At 34.6% G+C, this 20,208-nt stretch carries 21 protein-coding genes and 1 rRNA gene; 10 read left to right on the top strand and 12 right to left on the bottom strand.

Translation table 11 applies throughout. From position 1 onward, the window contains the following. From rrf to ligA, 3 genes are all read left to right on the top strand, one after another. A 5S ribosomal RNA gene (gene rrf, locus F0460_RS06435) occupies nt 1-83 on the top strand; the annotation flags it as partial. Nucleotides 84-358: 275 nt separating this feature from the next. Beyond that, nucleotides 359-832: a DUF6495 family protein gene (locus F0460_RS06430; protein ID WP_150011408.1), complete on the top strand. Its 474-nt coding sequence runs from the start codon at nt 359-361 to the stop codon at nt 830-832. Between the two features lie 18 nt (nt 833-850). Then, nucleotides 851-2,851, top strand: coding sequence for an NAD-dependent DNA ligase LigA (gene ligA / locus F0460_RS06425; protein ID WP_150011406.1), 2,001 nt, complete (start codon nt 851-853; stop codon nt 2,849-2,851). A gap of 296 nt (nt 2,852-3,147) precedes the next feature. On the opposite strand, the gene F0460_RS06420 is transcribed toward ligA, so the two are convergent. Both F0460_RS06420 and F0460_RS06415 read right to left on the bottom strand, forming a co-directional pair. Then, nucleotides 3,148-4,059 carry a bifunctional metallophosphatase/5'-nucleotidase gene (locus F0460_RS06420; protein WP_150011404.1) on the bottom strand — a complete coding sequence of 304 codons (912 nt, stop codon included), beginning with the start codon at nt 4,057-4,059 and terminating at the stop codon, nt 3,148-3,150. After that, entirely contained in the window at nt 4,059-4,838 is a 780-nt protein-coding gene (locus F0460_RS06415) for a 5'-nucleotidase C-terminal domain-containing protein (protein WP_150011402.1), read from the bottom strand. Before F0460_RS06415 ends, F0460_RS06420 begins: the two co-directional genes overlap by 1 nt. A gap of 103 nt (nt 4,839-4,941) precedes the next feature. Between F0460_RS06415 and dapA the strand changes: the two genes are divergently transcribed. The 7 genes from dapA (at nt 4,942) to recN (ending at nt 11,381) form a co-directional block, all read left to right on the top strand. Continuing rightward, nucleotides 4,942-5,817, top strand: a complete 876-nt coding sequence (gene dapA, locus F0460_RS06410; protein ID WP_150011400.1) for a 4-hydroxy-tetrahydrodipicolinate synthase — start codon at nt 4,942-4,944, stop codon at nt 5,815-5,817. A 20-nt stretch (nt 5,818-5,837) separates the two neighbouring features. After that, complete coding sequence (locus F0460_RS06405) at nt 5,838-6,350, top strand: ferritin (protein WP_150011398.1); 513 nt, start codon at nt 5,838-5,840, stop codon at nt 6,348-6,350. A gap of 153 nt (nt 6,351-6,503) precedes the next feature. Then, the gene (locus F0460_RS06400; protein WP_150011396.1) at nt 6,504-7,313 is read left to right on the top strand and encodes an outer membrane protein assembly factor BamD; all 810 of its coding nucleotides are present in this window, start codon (nt 6,504-6,506) and stop codon (nt 7,311-7,313) included. Nucleotides 7,314-7,317: 4 nt separating this feature from the next. After that, entirely contained in the window at nt 7,318-7,626 is a 309-nt protein-coding gene (locus tag F0460_RS06395) for a DNA-directed RNA polymerase subunit omega (RefSeq protein WP_150011394.1), read from the top strand. Nucleotides 7,627-7,632: 6 nt separating this feature from the next. Beyond that, nucleotides 7,633-8,841: a bifunctional phosphopantothenoylcysteine decarboxylase/phosphopantothenate--cysteine ligase CoaBC gene (gene coaBC, locus F0460_RS06390; protein WP_150011392.1), complete on the top strand. Its 1,209-nt coding sequence runs from the start codon at nt 7,633-7,635 to the stop codon at nt 8,839-8,841. Further along, nucleotides 8,831-9,718: a type IX secretion system protein PorD gene (porD, locus tag F0460_RS06385; protein WP_150011390.1), complete on the top strand. Its 888-nt coding sequence runs from the start codon at nt 8,831-8,833 to the stop codon at nt 9,716-9,718. The genes coaBC and porD overlap by 11 nt, the downstream gene beginning before the upstream one ends. Nucleotides 9,719-9,728: 10 nt before the next feature. Further along, entirely contained in the window at nt 9,729-11,381 is a 1,653-nt protein-coding gene (gene recN, locus F0460_RS06380) for a DNA repair protein RecN (protein ID WP_150011388.1), read from the top strand. Between the two features lie 136 nt (nt 11,382-11,517). On the opposite strand, the gene F0460_RS06375 is transcribed toward recN, so the two are convergent. The 10 genes from F0460_RS06375 to F0460_RS06330 form a co-directional block, all read right to left on the bottom strand. Next, nucleotides 11,518-12,267, bottom strand: a complete 750-nt coding sequence (locus F0460_RS06375) for a maleate cis-trans isomerase family protein (protein WP_317132139.1) — start codon at nt 12,265-12,267, stop codon at nt 11,518-11,520. A gap of 128 nt (nt 12,268-12,395) precedes the next feature. After that, nucleotides 12,396-13,304 (bottom strand): fumarylacetoacetate hydrolase family protein, encoded by a 909-nt coding sequence (locus F0460_RS06370; protein WP_150011384.1) that lies wholly within the window; start codon nt 13,302-13,304, stop codon nt 12,396-12,398. A 15-nt stretch (nt 13,305-13,319) separates the two neighbouring features. Beyond that, nucleotides 13,320-13,952, bottom strand: coding sequence for a DNA alkylation repair protein (locus F0460_RS06365; RefSeq protein WP_150011382.1), 633 nt, complete (start codon nt 13,950-13,952; stop codon nt 13,320-13,322). Nucleotides 13,953-13,975: 23 nt separating this feature from the next. After that, the gene (locus tag F0460_RS06360) at nt 13,976-15,082 is read right to left on the bottom strand and encodes a serpin family protein (protein ID WP_150011380.1); all 1,107 of its coding nucleotides are present in this window, start codon (nt 15,080-15,082) and stop codon (nt 13,976-13,978) included. Then, entirely contained in the window at nt 15,057-16,166 is a 1,110-nt protein-coding gene (locus F0460_RS06355; RefSeq protein ID WP_150011378.1) for a cupin domain-containing protein, read from the bottom strand. Before F0460_RS06355 ends, F0460_RS06360 begins: the two co-directional genes overlap by 26 nt. A gap of 27 nt (nt 16,167-16,193) precedes the next feature. Further along, the gene (locus F0460_RS06350; protein ID WP_150011376.1) at nt 16,194-17,162 is read right to left on the bottom strand and encodes a carbon-nitrogen hydrolase family protein; all 969 of its coding nucleotides are present in this window, start codon (nt 17,160-17,162) and stop codon (nt 16,194-16,196) included. A 53-nt stretch (nt 17,163-17,215) separates the two neighbouring features. Then, nucleotides 17,216-17,689: a DUF1572 family protein gene (locus tag F0460_RS06345; RefSeq protein WP_150011374.1), complete on the bottom strand. Its 474-nt coding sequence runs from the start codon at nt 17,687-17,689 to the stop codon at nt 17,216-17,218. 17 nt (nt 17,690-17,706) lie between these two features. Continuing rightward, the gene (locus F0460_RS06340) at nt 17,707-18,180 is read right to left on the bottom strand and encodes a hypothetical protein (protein WP_150011372.1); all 474 of its coding nucleotides are present in this window, start codon (nt 18,178-18,180) and stop codon (nt 17,707-17,709) included. A gap of 3 nt (nt 18,181-18,183) precedes the next feature. Continuing rightward, the gene (locus F0460_RS06335) at nt 18,184-18,603 is read right to left on the bottom strand and encodes an acyl-CoA thioesterase (protein WP_150011370.1); all 420 of its coding nucleotides are present in this window, start codon (nt 18,601-18,603) and stop codon (nt 18,184-18,186) included. A gap of 23 nt (nt 18,604-18,626) precedes the next feature. Next, nucleotides 18,627-20,207 carry an AMP-binding protein gene (locus F0460_RS06330; protein WP_150011368.1) on the bottom strand — a complete coding sequence of 527 codons (1,581 nt, stop codon included), beginning with the start codon at nt 20,205-20,207 and terminating at the stop codon, nt 18,627-18,629. Nucleotide 20,208: the final 1 nt, after the last annotated feature.

The following is a 20,208-nucleotide window of genomic DNA, read 5'->3' as shown; positions in this document are numbered from 1 at the left end:
CTTCCCATTCCGAACAGAGAAGTTAAGCCCGATTGCGCAGATGGTACTGCATCTTAATGTGGGAGAGTATGTCGCCGCCTTTTTTTATAAACCCCGATCTGAAAAGATCGGGGTTTCTTGTTTTATAATAACCACAGATTGCAAGGATTAATACGGATTTTGAAGTATCAATCATCTTCATCCAACATCTATCACCAAACATCCAACATCAAATACCTCGCAATGGAGATGGAGCGACTCGCGAAAGCCCGAACTGTAGCAACAGCGGAAGGGATTACACTGGAAATGTAATTTAATAATATCTTTAAATTTTTTTTAACTGTAATTTAATCCTTGTATTTTTGTAAAAATGTTTAAAATGAAATACGCACGTTTAACAAAAGAGCAGTTAGAGGAACTACACATAGAATTTGCTAATTTTTTGGCATCGCAACAAATTGATAAAAGTGAATGGCAGCAGCTAAAGGTTGATAAACCTGAAATTGCGGAACAGGAAATTGATATTTTTTCAGATTTGGTTTGGGAAGGTGTTTTAAAATCGGCACAATACATTGAGCATTTTTCTAAGAACTATATTTTTCTGTTTCAGTTTAATGATATCGAAATTGATACAATTGTTATAAAAACCACGAATGATCGGGTAAATTTTTTGACGAAAGAAGGTTTGCAGTGGTTAGGCGATAACTTGTATGCAAATGATGTGGAAATTCGTTTTGGGGCAAAATCTTTTGATGGAGATCGTAACGGAGAAATTTTCGATATTATTCAGCAAGGCGGAATATTGAGTCAGGGTGAATTATATCAGCAGATAAAATCGATCTTAAAAAAATAATTTCAAAACAGTATTTCAATGGATATTTCAACAGAAATTGTTTCGCTTCGCAACGAATTAAATCAGCATAATTACAATTATTATGTATTAGATAATCCTAGTATTTCAGATTTTGAATTCGATCAAAAGCTAAAAAAGTTACAGGATTTAGAAGAAAAACATCCTGAATTTTTCGATGAAAATTCTCCAACACAGCGAGTAGGTGGCAGTATAACCAAGAATTTTAATACAGTTGTACACGAAAACCGTATGTTTTCTTTAGAAAATTCGTATTCTCAAGAAGATTTAATCGATTGGGAAAAGCGTATCCAGAAAGTTTTGGGAAATGTTGAAGTTGAATATGTTTGCGAATTAAAATACGACGGTGCATCGATCTCGATTACTTACGAAAACGGAAAGCTGTTTCGCGCGGTTACGCGTGGCGATGGTTTTCAGGGTGATGATGTTACCAACAATATAAAAACCATAAAATCGGTTCCTTTGCAGTTGAAAGGCAATTATCCGCCAAAGTTTGATATTCGTGGCGAGATAATTCTTACACTTGCTGGTTTTGAAAAAATGAATATGGAATTGGTCGATATTGGTGAAACTCCTTATTCAAACCCAAGAAATACGGCATCGGGCAGTTTAAAGTTACAGAACAGTGCCGAAGTTGCAAAGCGTCCGCTAGAATGTTTGTTATACAATATCGTTGGTGCAAACAATTATTTTAACACGCACGCAAATTCTTTAGAAGCTGCGCGTTCGTTCGGATTTAAAGTTCCAAATCAATCAAAATTAGTCAAAAGTTTAGATGAAGTTTTTCAGTTTATAAATTACTGGGATACGCATCGACACGATTTACCTTATGAAACCGATGGCGTTGTAATTAAAGTCAACGATTTGTTTCAGCAAGAAGAATTAGGTAATACTGCGAAAAATCCACGTTGGGCAATTGCATATAAGTTTAAGGCAGAGCAGGTTAGTACGGTTTTAGAAAGTATTTCGTATCAGGTTGGTAGAACCGGTGCTATAACGCCTGTAGCTAATTTAAAACCGGTGCAGTTGGCGGGAACAATCGTTAAAAGAGCGTCGCTACACAATGCCGATCAAATTGAAAAGTTGGATGTTAGAGTGGGTGACAGCGTTTTTGTTGAAAAGGGAGGCGAGATTATTCCAAAGATTATAGGTGTCGATTTTGAAAACAGATTTTTAGATAGTGTTCAAACAGAATACATAACCGATTGTCCTGAATGTGGAACAGCATTGGTTAGAAAACCAGGCGAAGCACAACATTATTGTCCGAATTTTTATGAATGTCCGCCACAGATTATTGGTAGAATTGAACATTTTATCAGCCGTAAAGCTATGGATATTGATGGATTGGGAGGCGAAACGGTTACTTTACTTTATAAAAACGGATTGGTTAGTAATTACGCCGATTTGTATGATTTGAAGAAAGAGCAAGTACTTCCTTTGGAACGAATGGCAGAAAAATCGGCAGATAATTTAATGAAGAGTATTGAGCAATCTAAAGAAATTGCTTTTGAGCGTGTTTTGTTTGCTTTAGGAATTAGATTTGTGGGTGAAACTGTAGCTAGAAAACTGGCGAACCATTATAAAAACATTGATGCTTTAATGCAGGCAGATTATCATGAATTGATAAATGTTGATGAAATTGGCGATAAAATAGCTTTGAGTATTCGATCTTTTTTTAAAGACGAAGGAAATTTGCGATTGATTAACCGACTAAAAGATTATGGTTTGCAGTTTGCAGTTGAAGCGAAGGAAAGTACGCAGGTTTCAAATAAATTTGAAGGAATGACGATGGTTGTTTCTGGTAAATTTGAAACTTTTTCTCGAGATGAAATCAAACAGAAAATTGAAGATTACGGCGGGAAAAATGGAAGTTCCATCACCGGTAAAACTTCGATTGTTGTTGCAGGAGCAGACATGGGACCGGCGAAATTGGAAAAAGCGACAAAACTCGGAATTCCTATTTGGACTGAAGATGATTTTGTAAATCAACTTAATAATTAATAATTCTTTAAAAACAGAAGTAATAATTACTTAATAATTAGGAAATATTCAAATAACCAAGCTGTGGTAATTTTGTGTTGTAATAAAAAATGCAATATGAAATCAATTGAAATGAAATCTGTTTTAAAAGGAGTTATGAGTTTGTTTGTTTACGTTGCCTTAATGGTATTAGTATTTTCAAACTTATAAAATGGAAATTACTACAATGTAAAAGAAGGTTAATTGATTGCGAAAGCAATCATATTTGAATTAGTTAGTTAAAATGTAAACGTTCGATTTAATCGAACGTTTTTTTATTACACATTTATAACCCTTGCGGTTGTTGATTTGTTTTTAAATTCATCAAAATAAAAATCAATTTGTCCAACACGAACGCCGTAACAGCCAACCTGGTTTACAATTACTTCTTTTTGTTCCCCATTAAGAACAATGGTTGGTTTTTCAAGAAAAGTATGTGTGTGTCCGCCAATAATCAAGTCGATGTTTTTTGTTTTTGCAGCTAAATCCAAATCTGAAATCATTCGTGAATTACTACCGAATTTATATCCTAAATGCGACAAACAAATGATTAAATCGCACTTTAAATCATCCTTTAAAATTCGGGTAACATCTTGCGCAATTTCAATAGGATTGTTCCAAACCGTTTCGCCGTATTCACTTTTGTTAACCAAACCTTCCAGCTTTATCCCTAAACCAAACACACCAATTTTAATTCCGTCTTTAATAAAAACTTTGTAAGGCTTGCTTAAACCGTCCATTAACGTGTTTTTAAAATCGTAATTAGCATTAATAATATCAAAATTTGCTTTGTGAATTTGCTCTGCCAAACTGTTAATACCATTGTCAAACTCATGATTTCCTAAAGTTCCGGCATCGTACTGCAACATATTCATGACTTTAATTTCCAATTCGCCACCGTAATAATTAAAGTAGGGTGTACCTTGAAACATATCGCCGGCATCTAAAATCAACGTGTGCGGATTTTCGTTTTTTACTTGATTGAAAATAGTAGCACGTTTTGCAGTGCCCCCTTGATTTGGAAATTTAGCATCGGTTTGCGGAAAAGTATCCAAATGACTATGCGTGTCGTTGGTATGCAAAATGGTAATGCGTTTTGTTTTTGCCGATGAAAAACTGCTTAAGCCAAAACCTGTTAATGTTATGACTGTGGCAGCCGATGTTTGTATGATAAAATCGCGACGTTTCATTATTCGAAAATTATTCTTGGTTTAACAGAAGGATTCAATGTGTCAATTTTAGTAAAATAGGCAATAAACATGTTTCGTAGCTTATAATCTAACGAATAGTTTTCGGTCGATTTTAAAAGAAAATCCATTTTATCGCCGCCTTTTGCCAGATAATCGTTCGTAATTACATAATACGTTTTGTTTTTATCGATCAATTGATTATTGATCTTTATATCCTTAACCAACTGATTTTTATCGACAAAAATTTCAATACCACTTAACGGGTGCGCTACTTTATTCGATATAATAAAATTTGCCAGTTCGTAAACAGTTTCACCTTTTAAACCCAAAACAATCGCATTGTTTTCAAACGGCATAATGTCGTAAGCAGTTCGGGTGGTAATAGCTCCTTTGGCAATAGTTGCTCTAATTCCGCCATAATTCAACAGACAAAAATCAATTTTTTTACCGGTTCGTTGTTCAAAAACAGGAGTAGCAATTTCAAAAATAGCATCGGCATAAAAATTGGTCATGGGATTTTGCCATCGTTCAGAAGCCTTGTCCAAATCTTGCGGATTATTAGCTAAAACTTTCGATAAATCGTTGGTAATATGGTCGCGGTAAGGCTTTAAAAAAGTATCAATATCGTTATTGGTTTCAACAGTATTTGCAACTTCAATATATGATGTGTTAATTTTTGTATTGGTGTATTTTTTAGGCGCACAATTGGTGACTAAAAGTGATGCAACGCTAACAATAATTAGGTGAAAATATTGTTTGTGCAAGTTTTTATATTTCATATTTTTTTTAATGAAAATGGTTAACTTTGTTACAAACAAAATTACAACGAATAATTTGTATCTTATTAAGAGAAGATTATTTTTAACTTACTAATTTATTAAAATGAAATCATTTATAGGTACCGGTGTGGCGTTGATTACACCTTTTAAAAAAGATTTGTCGGTTGATGTTGAAGCTTTAAAAAGCATTGTGAAATATAATATTGATGGCGGTGTAGAATATCTGGTTGTTTTAGGAACCACTGCAGAAACGGCTACGTTGACTAAAGAGGAGCAAACATTGGTAAAACAGACGATTATTGATGCCAACAACGGTAAATTACCTTTGGTTTTAGGCGTTGGCGGAAATAATACTGCAGAAGTTGTTAACCAGTTGAATGCTGATAATTTAAAGGGTTTCGATGCAATTTTATCGGTATCGCCTTACTACAACAAACCAACGCAGGAAGGAATTTATCAGCATTTTAAAATGATTGCCGAAAATTCGCCTTTACCTATAATAATCTACAACGTTCCAGGGCGTACAGCAAGTAATATGTTGCCAAGTACTGTGGTTCGTTTAGCTACCGATTTTAAAAATATCATTGGTATTAAAGAAGCAGCGGGCGATATGGTTCAGGCAATGGAATTGATCCGCAGTACTCCAAACGACTTTTTAGTGATTTCGGGCGATGACATTATTACTTTGCCAATGGTTTTAGCCGGTGGAGCAGGAGTGATTTCGGTTATCGGAGAAACGTTTCCGAAAGAATTTTCAGAAATGGTTCGTTTAGGATTGAAGAGAGATGTTGATGCAGCTTATAAAATCCATTACAAATTAACCGATGCCATTAATATGATTTTTGAGCAAGGAAATCCGGGTGGTGTAAAAGAGGTTTTTAAACATTTAGGCTTGTGCGAAAATTATGTAAGACTGCCTTTGGTAAATGTTAATGATGATTTATCGAACCGTTTGGCTAATTTTGTTAAGAAATTCTAACCATAAAAAGAAAATAAACTATGTTATCACAAGATTTGCAAACAGCTTTAAACAAGCAGGTAAAAATAGAAGGCGATTCATCGCAAATTTATTTGGCAATGGCATCTTGGGCAGAAAATCAGGGGTTCGAAGGTATCGCAACCTTTATGTACGCTCAATCTGACGAAGAACGTATGCACATGCTAAAACTAATAAAATACATCAATCAACGTGGAGGCGAAGCATTAATTCCTAATGTAGAACAACCGCAGTTAGATCATTCATCATTCAAAACATTGTTTAACCAGTTGTTTGAACACGAAGTTTTTGTATCGCAAAGTATCAACGATTTAGTTCATATTTCTTTACAGGAACGCGATTACGCTACACATAATTTCTTACAGTGGTATGTTGCAGAACAGATTGAAGAAGAATCAACCGCACGTACTATTTTAGATAAGATTAATTTAATTGGCGATGACAAAGGTGGTTTGTATTTGTTTGATAACGATATAAAAAACTATCCGCAGCAGCAAACCAATCAAAACATATAATAATTTAACGAATCATTAAGTTTAATTGTCAGGAAAGATGTCTTATTTTAGGGCATCTTTTTTTGTTTAAAAAGATATTGTTCTGTAACAAGATAAATACTAACTTTGCGTTTGCTATTAAGTACATAGCTTTTGTATAAACAACAACAATTTATGAAACAAATTTCGTATATTCTTTTAACCGCATTACTGTTTGCAAGCTGCTCGCCACTTCAAAAAGCCTTAAAGGTAGATGACAGTGCCTACAAAAACGAAGTAGCCGACCAATTATACGAGAAAGGAAAATACAAACAAGCCATTCGTTTATACGAACAAGTAGAAAAAAAGGAAGGTTGGACATCCAATTACCAGTCAATGTATTACAAATACAGCAAATCGTATTATAATGCAAGAAAGTGGGAAGCTGCAAAACCAATGTTTCAAAAGTTTAATCTGCTTTATTTGGCAAGTCCAAACCGCGAAGAAACCATGTATTTAGAAGCTATGTCGGCTTATCAAATGTCAGAAGTTTTTACGTTGGATCAGCATATAACGTATGAAGGAATTCAAAAGTTCGATAGTTTTTTAACGGCTTTTCCTGAATCACAGTATAAAGAAGATGCTAATGCAAAAAAACGCGAGCTTACCGAAAAAATTGAACGCAAAGCATACGAATCTGCAAGATTGTTCAACAAAATTGGAGAATACACAAGAGATTATAATGCGGCAATTGTAGCTTTAGATAACTTTTTGTTAGATTATCCTGGAACAGTTTACAAGACCGATGCATTGTTCTATAAGTTCGATTCTGCTTACAAACTGGCATTAAACAGTGTTTATTCTAAAATGGAAGAACGTTTAAAGAATGCCGTAAGTTTGCACGAAGATTTGATTGCTTACGATGCAAACACAAAATACAAAGACGAAGCAGACAGAATGCTTGAAAGATTAAAAAAAGAATTACAACAATTTTCAACAAAATAAGAAAATGGATTTAAAGAAAACCCACGCTGCGGTAAACACAATTACCTACAACAAAGCCGAAATTGAAAAACCAACAGGTAATATTTACGAAGCTATTACAATTATTGCAAAAAGAGCTAACCAAATTAACAGTGAAATTAAAAAAGAACTGATTGATAAGTTAGACGAATTTGCAACTTACAACGATAGTTTAGACGAGGTTTTTGAAAACAAAGAACAAATCGAAGTTTCTAAATACTACGAAAAATTACCAAAACCACACGCTTTAGCAGTAGAAGAGTGGTTAAATGGCGATATAACATTTAAAGAATAGATACAAATGTCTGTCTTAAGCGGTAAAAAAATTATTCTGGGAATTTCCGGTGGTATTGCCGCTTATAAAACGGCAAGTTTTGTACGATTATTAATAAAAGCAGGTGCGCAGGTTCAAGTAATCATGTCACCTGCTTCTTGTGCTTTTATAACTCCGCTAACTTTAGCAACCTTATCAAAGCGACCGGTTTACACGCAGTTTGAAAAAGATTTTGGCGAATGGACCAATCATGTGGAATTAGGTCTTTGGGCCGATTTAATGATTATGGCACCAGCAACGGCAAACACGCTTGCAAAAATGGCAAATGGTTTGTGCGATAATTTATTGCTTGCAACTTATTTGTCTGCCAAATGTCCTGTGTTTTTTGCTCCGGCTATGGATTTGGATATGTTTGCACATCCATCTACAAAAGAAAATATACGCAAGTTAAAAAGCTACGGAAACATAGAAATTGAATCTGCTTATGGTGAACTGGCTTCAGGATTGATCGGTCAGGGAAGAATGGCAGAACCGGAAGATATGCTTCAAACCATTACCGATTTTTTCAATAATGAATCGACTTTATATCTTAAAGCAAAAAAAGTTGTAATTACAGCCGGACCCACATACGAACCAATAGATCCTGTACGTTTTATAGGAAATCATTCAACCGGAAAAATGGGTTTCGATATTGCTAATGAAGCTGCAAAGCGCGGTGCCGATGTAGTTTTAATTACCGGACCAACTTCGCTAACAACAACTAATGATTCCATAAAAGTTGTGAAAGTACTTTCGGCAAAAGAAATGTATCAGGCTTGTCACGAAGTATTTTCTTCGGCAGATATCGTAATTGGTGCAGCCGCAGTTGCAGATTATCGACCAAAAGTGGTTGCCGATCAAAAAATAAAAAAGAACGACGAAGAATTTACCATTGTTCTGGAGAAAAATCCGGATATTCTGGCATCGTTAGGAGCAATTAAAACCAATCAGTTTCTGGTAGGTTTTGCATTAGAAACAGAAAATGAAATAGAATACGCAAAATCGAAACTAAAAAAGAAAAATTTAGACTTAATTGTCTTAAATTCACTAAACGATAAAGGTGCAGGTTTTGGTAAACCAACAAATAAAGTTACCTTTATAGATAAAGATTTTACTATTTTTCCACAAGAATTAAAATCGAAAGAAGCTGTTGCTAAAGATATTATTGACCAAATTGTAAAGAGTTATGTTGAATAAGTTTGTATTGTTTTTTGTTTTATTAAGTAGCTTTTCTGGTTTTTCGCAGGAATTAAATGCCAATGTTATGGTAAATTCCGAAAGAATTCAGCAGTCTAACAAGCAAGTGTTTACTACATTGCAAAACAGTATGCGCGATTTTTTAAACAATACAAAATTTACCAATTTTAACGTAAAACGTAGCGAGTTGATCGATTGCAATGTAATGTTGGTAGTTACAGATTACGATCCAAATTCAAATTCGTTTTCAGGCACACTTCAAATACAGTCATCCCGACCTATTTACAATTCAAGTTATGGAACATCGCTTTTAAACTTCAGCGATAAAAATATAAACTTTAATTATATCGAATTTGAACCTTTGGTTTATTCAGAAAGTTCAATCGGATCTAATTTAGTAGGAATATTAAGTTTTTATGCCAACATCATTATTGGTTTAGATGCCGATTCTTTTGCCTTATACGGTGGAACTGCAAATTATCAGAAAGCAACAAATGTGGTTTCAATGATGCAGCAAAACGGTGATAAAGGCTGGGTTATGGGCGATCAAAACAACAGATACGCATTGTCTAACGATTTATTGTCGAACATGTATGCACCGTACCGCGAAGCTTTGTATGAATACCACATAAAAGGGTTAGATGTAATGTCAACAAGTCCCGAACAAGGAAAAGCAGGCGTTGCAAATGCAATAAATTTACTGTCAAACGTTCATAAATCAAGACCAAATGCTTTACCTACACGTATTTTCTTTGATGCAAAAGCAGACGAAATTACAAAGGTTTTTGGAGCAGGTCCAACGTATGATACTTCAAAATTAGTAGAAACGCTAACACGCATTAATTCTATTAACGGAACCAAGTGGAACCGAATGTAAATCAACTACAATGCTAACACACTTATCAATTACAAATTATGCCTTAATTGCGCATACCGCTATTGATTTTACAAATAATTTAACCATAATTACGGGAGAAACCGGTGCGGGAAAATCTATTTTGTTAGATGCACTTGGCTTGGTTTTGGGCAAACGTGCCGATTTGAACACCTTAAGAAATTCCGAAGAAAAATGTGTGATCGAAGCACATTTTAATATCACATCCTACCATTTGCACACATTGTTTTCAGAATTAGATTTAGATTATGAAAACGATACCATTGTAAGACGCGAGATTCTTCCGTCGGGCAAATCACGTGCCTTTGTAAACGATGTTCCTACAACATTACAAAACTTACAACAGTTAGGGAATTTCCTGATTGATATTCATACACAACACCAAACGCAAGATCTTTTCAGTGAAAAATATCAGTTGAATTTAATTGATGTTTATGCCGATAACGGAAATTTACTGAAAGATTATCAGCAACAATTACAAAGTTTTAAAAAGTATCAGCAGCAGTTGAATCTTTTAAAAGAGCAACAATCACAAGCAGCGAAAGAACAAGATTATAATGCCTTTTTGTTAGATGAATTAAGTCAGGCTAATTTAAAAAGTGGCGAACAGGAAGAATTAGAAGGTCAGTTTGAAGTTTTGGCGAACGTTGAAAAAGTCGGCGGATTTTTAGAACAGGGTTATGCTGTTTTATCGAACGAAGAATTTGGAATTACCAAGCAGTTGTACGAAGTAAAATCGCAAATACAAAAACTGGCACAGATCAGCACAAAATACGAAAACTTGTATCAACGTTTAGAAAGTAGTTTTATTGAACTGGAAGATGTTTCAGATGAATTGCAGGCTGAATTACAACAACTGGTTGCCGATCCGCAACAATTAGAATTGATCAATCAAAAACTACAGTCAATTTATCAGTTGCAGAAAAAACACAATGTTTCATCAATCGACGAATTATTGGAGATTCAAAACGATTTATCTCAAAAAGTTGCTGGTGTTGAATATATTGAAGAAGAAATAAATGCAGTTGAAAAATTACTGCAAAAAACCGAAGGAGATTTAAATGCCTTGGCACAAGATTTACATTCAAAAAGAACATCAGTTTTAAAAGCATTGAGTTCAGAAATTGAAAATCTGATCAAGCCTTTAGGAATGCCAAACGCTCAGTTTGATATTCAGCTTGCGTATAGCGATACTTTTTTGAGCAATGGAAAAGACGAAGTAAACTGGTTGTTTTCCGGAAATAAAGGAATGCAGTTTGGTTTGTTGAAAAAAACAGCATCGGGCGGAGAACTTTCCAGAATTATGCTTGCCGTTAAATCTATTTTAGCACAAAAAAGCAAATTACCGACCATTATTTTTGATGAAATTGATACCGGAGTTTCGGGCGATGTCGCTGATAAAATGGGAACAATTATGCAGGAAATGGGTAATTACATGCAAATTTTTTCCATAACGCATTTACCGCAAGTGGCATCAAAAGGAAACCAACACTTTAAAGTAACCAAGTTCGATGACGACAAAGTAACTACATCGACCATAAAATTGTTGAATACTCAAGAACGAATTCAGGAAATTGCACAAATGCTTTCAGGTAACACTATTACAGATGCGGCTTTGCAACACGCAAAACAATTGCTTAATTAAAATATTCGGTCTGTGTCATGCCGAACTTGATTCGGCATCTCACAAGATTAATTGATAAAGCGATTCCGTGTCAAGCACAGAATGACAAATTGTATGTCAAACGCAATTTACTCTATTAAAAAATAAAAAGGGAATCTTAATAATTCCCTTTTAACAAACTTCCACCAATCGTAGATTTAGCTTCAATTCCTAATTTTTTCATCATTTCGTAAGTCGTACAAACGGCAGCCGATGTTACCGGAATACCAATTTCCTGTTCAATTTTATCAATAGCTTCTAACGACGGCATTTGCACACAGGCAGATGCTACTAAAACATCAACTCCGGTTAAATCCAATTGTTTGTAAATATCCAATAAATTCAACGGATTTTGAGCGGCAACTTCTAAATTATCAGGAATTTCCAAAGCAATACTTTCTTTTACTTTAAATCCTTGATGTTCAATATAATCAACAACCATATCCGTTAATGGACGCATATACGGTGTAACTATCGAAACCGTTTTTGCGCCCAAAACATTCAAACCGTTAATCAACGCGCCGGCAGATGTTACAATTGGTGTAGGAAATCCGTTTACAATTGTTTCCTGATGCAGATTCACTTCAGACACGCAATGATACCCGCGACCCATGCTCATAATCGCCACTAAACAAGCATAACCCATCACATCAACATGCGCATCAGACAATTCCAACGCACATTTTAAACTCATCGCATCCATTGCTTCCAACTCTTCTTTCGTCACTTTTTTCATTCGCATTCTGCTTGAATGAAAGGTGAAACGTTCAGGTAAAATAGTTTCGCGCGCCTTGAATATTGCCGGTATTTCGGTTTCCATGGTTACGTTGCTCGATGGAACTATTTGTCCGATTCTGTATTTTTTCATTTTTATTTTCTATATTTTTGGCGTTACCCTTCGGGTCGGGCTTTTCGTTTCAATCTTTAAAATATTTTTATTCAAAAACATTTTAAAGGATTTTCACTTCAATCCCTAACGCTTTGTTGTTGTTGTAATTAAATTTCTTTAACAGTATTTACAATTGTTCCAATGTTTTCAACATAACATTCCACAATATCGCCGTCTTTCATCCATTCCTGCGGATTTCTTCCTGCACCAACACCCGCTGGCGTTCCTGTTGCAATAATATCACCTGGTTCAATGGTAAACACTGTACTTAAATCTTCGATTAAATCGTTAATGTTGAACAACAAAAATTGCGTGTTAGAATTTTGTTTTTCAATACCGTTTAGTCTTAAGGAAAGATTTAAATTGTGCGGATTTTCAATTTCGTCTTTTGTAACCAAAAATGGACCCATTGGAGCAAACGTATCTTGTCCTTTAGAAACAATCCATTGTCCTTCTCTGCGGCAATCACGTGCCGAAATATCGTTAATAACCGTGTAACCAAAAACGTGATCTAACGCATTTTCTTTGGCAACGTATTTTCCTTTTTTACCAATTACAACGGCTAATTCTACTTCCCAATCTAACTGTTGCGTCAATTTGCTATTTAATAAAATATTGGTATTTGGACCTGTAACTGTTGTTGGTGGTTTTGAGAAAATAATCGGTTTTTGAGGCAATTTCCCCGTAGTATCCAATGTACGTGCGCTTTCGGCAACGTGTTCGGTATAATTCAAACCAATACCAATAATGTTTTTACGAGGTTTTTCAATCGGAGCCAAAATTTCAACATCGTTTAATGCATAAGAAATATTTTCGAAATCAACTTCACGAGTATCATCAACCAAATTATTAATTTCAGCAATCACTTCAATTCCCATATCAATTAATTCCAACATATCGTTTGGTAACGGAAAATTCGAAATTCCACCAAAATCTTCCATGTCAACAACCATATTGTTGTGAATAAATCCTAAACGAGAATCGCTGTCTTGTGTTTTGTATGTAAGTAGTTTCATTTTATTGTTTATATATTATTTTTTAAGTTTTGCAACCTGTATGTTTATAAAATTGGGTAAATAGTTTGGTGTACAGTTTTTTGCCACCATTTCGTCTTTATAAAGTCCCGTTCGTTCTCCAAGAGCAATGCATCTTTTACGGTATTCCTGTTGATAAACGCCGATTTGCGCGGCTGTGAAATTCATAGCCCATTGAACTTCGGCAACTTCATTTTCAATAAACGAAAGCAGTTCTTCTGTATTTGGCGACGGTGTTTGACCAACCCAACGCAAACGAGCCTGATGATACCAGAATGTTCGTCTTTGTAAACTTGACGGACTGTTTTGCCAAGATTCCATCAGCGTTACCGTTTTCTTGTCTTTAGCAAGTTGGTTTGCCATTAACCAATCAATAAGCTGCAGTTTTTCGTCTTCGGGATGTTTGTTTATATCGTGATCTAACTGATTAATTACTTGTTGTGTAAGTAACTTTTTATACATTATCAAAATTGCCAATTGACGTGCAAAATAATTCTCGGTAGACCATAATTCCATAGCCAACTCATGATCTTTTTTGATCTCTTTTGCAAGAATACGCAAATCCCCTAATTTGGTGTTTTCGGTATTAATTTGATCAAAAATATTTTTTGCTTTCGGCGATAGTTTCATAATTTAAAGATATAAATCATTTACTAATTTTTACTCATTAATTCTGTATTTGCTACCCATAAACCAAAATAGGGATTTTGAGACTTTGTCTTCTTAAGCATTATAAAAAATGGTTTATCAAAAATCATTTTCTTAGGTTTTGGTTTGTTTACTTCTTCAGCCATTTCTTCGGTAGCAACTGCAAATTCTGCTTCACTTTCAACTTCCGTTCCTTTTTCATCTAAAATAAATGCTGTTCTTTGCCAAGCTCTTTCTATTGTGTAGCTTTTCTCTTTCGTATCAAAAGTGTTCCCTGTTAAATCTTTGTAGATAGTTTCAATATTGAAGTTAAATTTAGGAATGATGATTTCATCTTCTTCTAGAATTTCATATTTCCACTTTATGTTTTCATTCTGTTTATCTTCTTTTCCTTGAACAATAAGCTTGATAATTTCAGAATTTATATCATTCATTTTATCAAATTTCTTTTCAGATTTAAAAAGAATTATTTCGTGATTAGAATCTTTTGGATGCAACTTAATCACAAAGTTATTATCGTTTTTATAATAAAGAATAGAAATTATTTTTAATTGCTCATAATTGTATATTCCAGTAATACCAAAAGACTCAACTTTTTCATTATTAAATTTTAATCGGTCTTTATGACTATCTAGTTCTGTTTGAAAGGTAAGAGATTTTTTAAATTCTGCTTTCGCTTTTATATTAAAGCCATCAATTTCGCTACTAATAATATATTCATCAGGGTTTAAAACATCTTTAAATGAAGAAGAATTATTAAGAAGTGTTAAATGTTTAAAATTAGAATCTATTTTAAACGGTTCATTTACTATATTTTTTACTTCGTTCCAAGCATACAACATCGTTACACAATAAACGTTATTTTTACTGGTATTTATTTTACTTTCTAATGTTGTAATAAATTCTGTTTTTGGATATTCAGAAAGATCGGTCTCTTTAGGAAATGATCTTTCTTCAATATTTTTTACTGACGAATTTGTATCATTAGTAATAATATCGTTAATTACTTTACCTGAATTTTTAGTATCGTTTTTGCAACTTAAAAAAGTAATTGTAAAAGCCAGAAAAATCGTTTGTTTTAACATGTTATTTTTCAGTTTGATTCCCACCATTATCTTCAAAAACTTTTTCCTGATACAAACCTAAACTTTCAATAACAGGTAAATCGTTAAATGAAAACAAGCAAGCGTCTTCGGAATCAGATAAGTTATGATGTTCGTGCCAAGCCCAACTTGGAACACAGAAAATATCACGCTCTTTCCAATCGAAACGTTTGCCGTTGATAATCGTGTAGCCTTTTCCTTTTGCACATTGATACACAAATGAACCGGTGTGTTTATGCGCTTTTCCACTGAAACCTTTTGGTAGTAACTGAATAGAAGCTCCCATAGTTTGCATTACGTGACCCCCTGTTAACGGATTGCTATATTGCATAATGATTCCATCAAAACTATTTACATCGTTCACTTTCTCTGCTTCTAAAAGTGCAGGATAAATCGTTTTCCACGAATATTTAAACAAGGGAGAATAAGGTTTGTTCCATTCTTTATCAGGCGGAATCAATCCAGTACCGCCGTAAGTCATTGGCGAATGATTAATTGGTGTTGTTAGCGGTTGCGTTCCATCGTAAACTGCATAATCATTGGCTTCCAACGCGTTTATCAGCGGAATGTCCAAACCGTCTTGCCAAATACATGTTTTTCCACCCGCTTCTACGCCGTGTTCGTGCCAGGTTGAGTTTGGGGTAATCACGAAATCGTTAACTTCCAACATAATTTTGTTACCGTCAACAACTGTGTAGCCACCTTCGCCTTCCATTATAAAACGCAATGCCGAAGCCTTGTGGCGATGCGCCGAAGTAAATTCTCCGGGGCGCGTAACCTGAATGCCAGTGTACAGCCAGCCAACTGCCGCACTTACATCTCTGCGTTTGTCGTTCACTAAATAAACCACACGACGACCTGCTTTTTCGGGTGTAACCAATTCTGAAGATTTTAAAACCAAATGTCTTAAATCTTCGTATTTCCAAAGCATCGGAATTGATGAACTTCGTGGTTCCCAAGGCTCAATGTCGTTAGCAACAGTCCATAATGCACCGGCGCCTAATCCTTCTAATTCTTTATAATATGCTTCTAATTCCGGTGTGTCTTCAACTCGTGCACGCCCGTAAATATCATCTGATTGCGGTGTTTCCATACAATTTATATTTTAAGAAGATAAAGTTTATTCTTCGGATTTATTTATAAAGGTAATTTTTTTTGTGGGAGCAACATTCACTCTTAAATCAAAAATATCAAAACGATTGTAATGCCCCAGAATATCGTGCATTTGCTTTGGTTGGATACATTTAGAAAGATCGATGTCAGCATAAATAATTCCTTCTTCATCAATTAAAGGCTGACCGATTACTGCTCCGTTTGGACCGATAAATCCTGAAAAGGCACTGCTTTTTCTGTCTAACAATTCATCAACGTTCGGAACGTCGGCACGCAAAGCATCTTTAATTTCCTGCGAAATAGTTGAGCAAGAAACAATGGTAAATAATTTTCCTTCGAAAGAATGCGCTGCAGCTCGAATTTTAATTGCTTCCGCCATATCATAATCGGGTGGGGCAACAGGCAAAGAAATATAATTGGCAATGTGGATTAATTCGCCTTGAGAAAGCAATGTAAATCGAGCCAATGTGTTGGTGTTTTCGCCACAAGCCAATGTTCCAACCGGACCAACTTCGGTATTATAAACTTTTAACGAAGAACCGTCGCCCGATGTCCATGTTAACTTTTCAGCCCATGTCGGAACCAGTTTTCTATGCTTCCCAATTAAATTTCCGTGATTGTCAATAATTAAATTGGTGTTGTAAATTTCTCCAAAACTATCGCCACGTTCGTTAATTCCAATGACAATATTCATATCGAAATCTTTTGCGGCTTTGTATAGTTTCTGCATAGATGCATCGTTAACAGCAACCGATTTTTTGTACAATTCTTCGTACCATTTACTGCCTTGAACGGGTGTCATGATCCAGTTCCAATAAGGATATCCGGCAATAAAAACCTCGGGAAAGGCAATTAATTTTGCTTCGTTTTCATGTGCTTCTTTTATGAAAGCTATGGCTTTATCTATTGTTTTTTCTACGTTTAAAAAAACAGGTGAGGTTTGAACCGTTGCTGCTTTAAATTTTTTGAATTCCATAATAATATTGTATTAAGATTGGAGTATTAAGACATTTATAAACGGACTTAAACTTATTTATCTTTTAATAACATTTTCTTTATAAGAACAATTTGTCCTAAATGATAATAACTGTGTTCGATCATGGCTTCGATGTTTCTTTTGAAAGTCCCATATTTTTCATCGACAAAAACCGAATCTAATTTTTCATCGCTCATTGATTCCACTTTAAGAGCAAATTTTTCAGAATCATTCCAAAATCGGTCTAAAAACAAACTCCATTGTTTTTGAGATTCGATAACAGGAAAACTAAAACTGAATTGATCTTTTATGTCCAATGTTCCACCATTAAAAACATTCAGAATTCCTGAAATATAATAATGTATATGATGCGCTAAATCTGAAATAGTGTTTAACGAATCTACTTTTTTTGTTGCAATTTGCCAGTCTGAATCTACCAACTGATCTTTAAAATTGGTATTAGCAATCCAAGTTCCGTTAAGGATTACTTCGCGAAACCGATTAGCTATTTGAAGTGATTGCATCATGATTAATTAATATTTTTTTAAAGTTTATTTCTATTCTCTCTTAAGATTTCAATCCAATTATTTGTTTCAGATATTAATTCAGATTTATCCATTTTTGTTTTGAGTGAAATTGGATATACTGACATATTTAGTGGACGAGAACCTGAACAACTAGAGTAAGAATAAAAGTATTTTCCTTTTTTAATTTCATTAAGATAAAAAATATATCTTCCTTTTTCTCTCGGAATTGTGAAACAACTGTTTGTATAGCCTCTTTCATCAGTAACTGTACCTCTAATTATTTTATCCTTTTCTTCGCCTTTGAGAACTTCAATAACTTTAATTTTATAATTTTCACCTGTTTTTACAACATCTCCAATAATTATAAGATCACTATATTTATAACTTCTCTCGTCAATTTTTTTTAAATCCGATTCTCCACAATCACAGGCAAAAAGTCTTGATGTACTGATGAATAGAAGTAATGTAATAAAAATAGAAATTCTTTTCATGTTTTATATTACGTATTTCTCAATTTTCGCTTTCACTTCGTCATTGAAAGCTTCGGCTTTGATCGTTTTTCTGTCTTCGGCAATTGCAACGTTTACCAATGTAACTTCGCCTTCTAAAACCGTTTTTTCTTGCTGATTAACAAAATGAAATCCGCAAACTACCGATGAACTTTTTAATTCTTTAACCCATAATTTTTTGGTTAGAATTTCTCCAATTCTAGCTGCGTTTTTAAACTGAACTTTTAAATCAACCGTTGGAATTCCATTGGTTTCGTGGATTTTAGAAAAAGGTCGGTCTAATGCTTCGTCAAACCAGTCTTCAACCAAATCGTTCAACATTTCAAAAAATCGTGGATAAAAAACAATTCCTGCAAAATCGGTATGTCTAAAACGTATTTGTTCTTCTTTTATAAAATAACTCATAATTTGTGTCTTAATTCTTAATACTACTTCAACTTAAAACGCTGAATTTTACCTGTTTCGGTTTTTGGTAACTTGTCAAGAAAATTAATTACGCGCGGATATTTATACGGAGCCGCATTTTCTTTAAACCAGTTTTGAATGTTTTTAGCCAATTCGGTTGAAGCATTTTCCTGATTTTTTAAAACGATATTGGCACAAACCAACATGCCACGTTCTTCGTCGGGCAAGCCTACAACGGCACATTCTAAAATCTCATCATGTGTAAGCAGTACACTTTCAACTTCAATTGCAGCAATATTGTAGCCCGATGAAATAATCATATCGTCGCCACGCGCCACAAACCAAAAATAACCGTCTTGATCCTGCTTAAAAATATCGCCGGTAATATTCCAACCGTTTTCAACGTATTCCTGTTGCTTTTCAGGGCGGTTTAAATATTTACAGCCGGTAATTCCGCGAACAGCCAATCTTCCGGGCGTATTATACGGAACATCGTTTCCGTTTTTGTCGATGATTTTTGCTTCGTAACCTGTAATTGCAATTCCGGTTGATCCCGGTTTCATATTTTCTTGGTTCGATGATATAAAAATATGAAGCATTTCGGTAGCACCAATTCCATCGATAATTTTCAAACCGGTTGCGTTGTACCAATCTTCCCAAATTTTTAAAGGAAGCGTTTCGCCAGCCGAAATACATCTTCTCAAACTCGATAAATCGTAATCTTTAGATTTTTCGGTAAGAATTCGCCAAGCTGTTGGTGCTGTAAAACAAATGGTGATTTTTTCGTTTTGAATGACTTCTAAAAGCACATCCGGGCTTGGTTTTTCAATCAAAAAAGAACTCGCTCCGAAATACATTGGGAACAAAACCAATCCGCCTAAACCAAAGGTAAAACCAATTGGCGGACTACCCGTAAAAATATCATTTTCGGTTGGTTGCAACGAGTAATTTGGAAAAGCTTCGCAAATATTCAGAATATCTTTATGATAATGTGCCGTCATTTTAGGATTTCCGGTAGTTCCCGAAGTAAAACCTATTATGGCAACATCATCTTTTTTAGTGTTATAGTTTTGAAACGTTTTTGGTTTCAATTGCATCAATTCATCAATAGAACCATTTCTGTAAAAAGAAACCGATTTTAAAAAGTCTGATTTTACCAGATTTATTTCATCTGCCAACGAACTGTCGCAAATTACATGTGAAATTTCAGCACAATCGATCAACGTTTTTAATTCTTTTGATCGAAGTAAAGGCATAGTTGCAACTACAATTCCACCGACTTTTAAAACGGCAAACCAACACGCAACCATCATGGGATTGTTGCACGAACGCAACAAAACACGGTTACCGGGCTGTAATCCTAAATCATCGACCAAAACATGCGCAATCTGATTTGCTTTTTCAAACAAATCGTTATATGTCCAAGTTTCGCTAAACGTTTTCAGACATACGTTTGAACCTTTTCCGTTAGCAATGTGATCGTCTAAAAGGCGTTCCACACAATTCAGACTTTCCGGGTGGTTAAACTGCGGTAAATCCAAAAACAAATAATCGGGTTGTAAATCTTTATTCGGTAAATGATTTACGGCAAACAAATCTTTCATA

Source organism: Paenimyroides baculatum (genome assembly GCF_008629655.1).
GTDB lineage: Bacteria > Bacteroidota > Bacteroidia > Flavobacteriales > Flavobacteriaceae > Flavobacterium > Flavobacterium baculatum.
The sequence above is the reverse complement of the archived record's forward strand: the minus strand, read 5'-3'. Positions and strand labels throughout refer to the sequence as shown.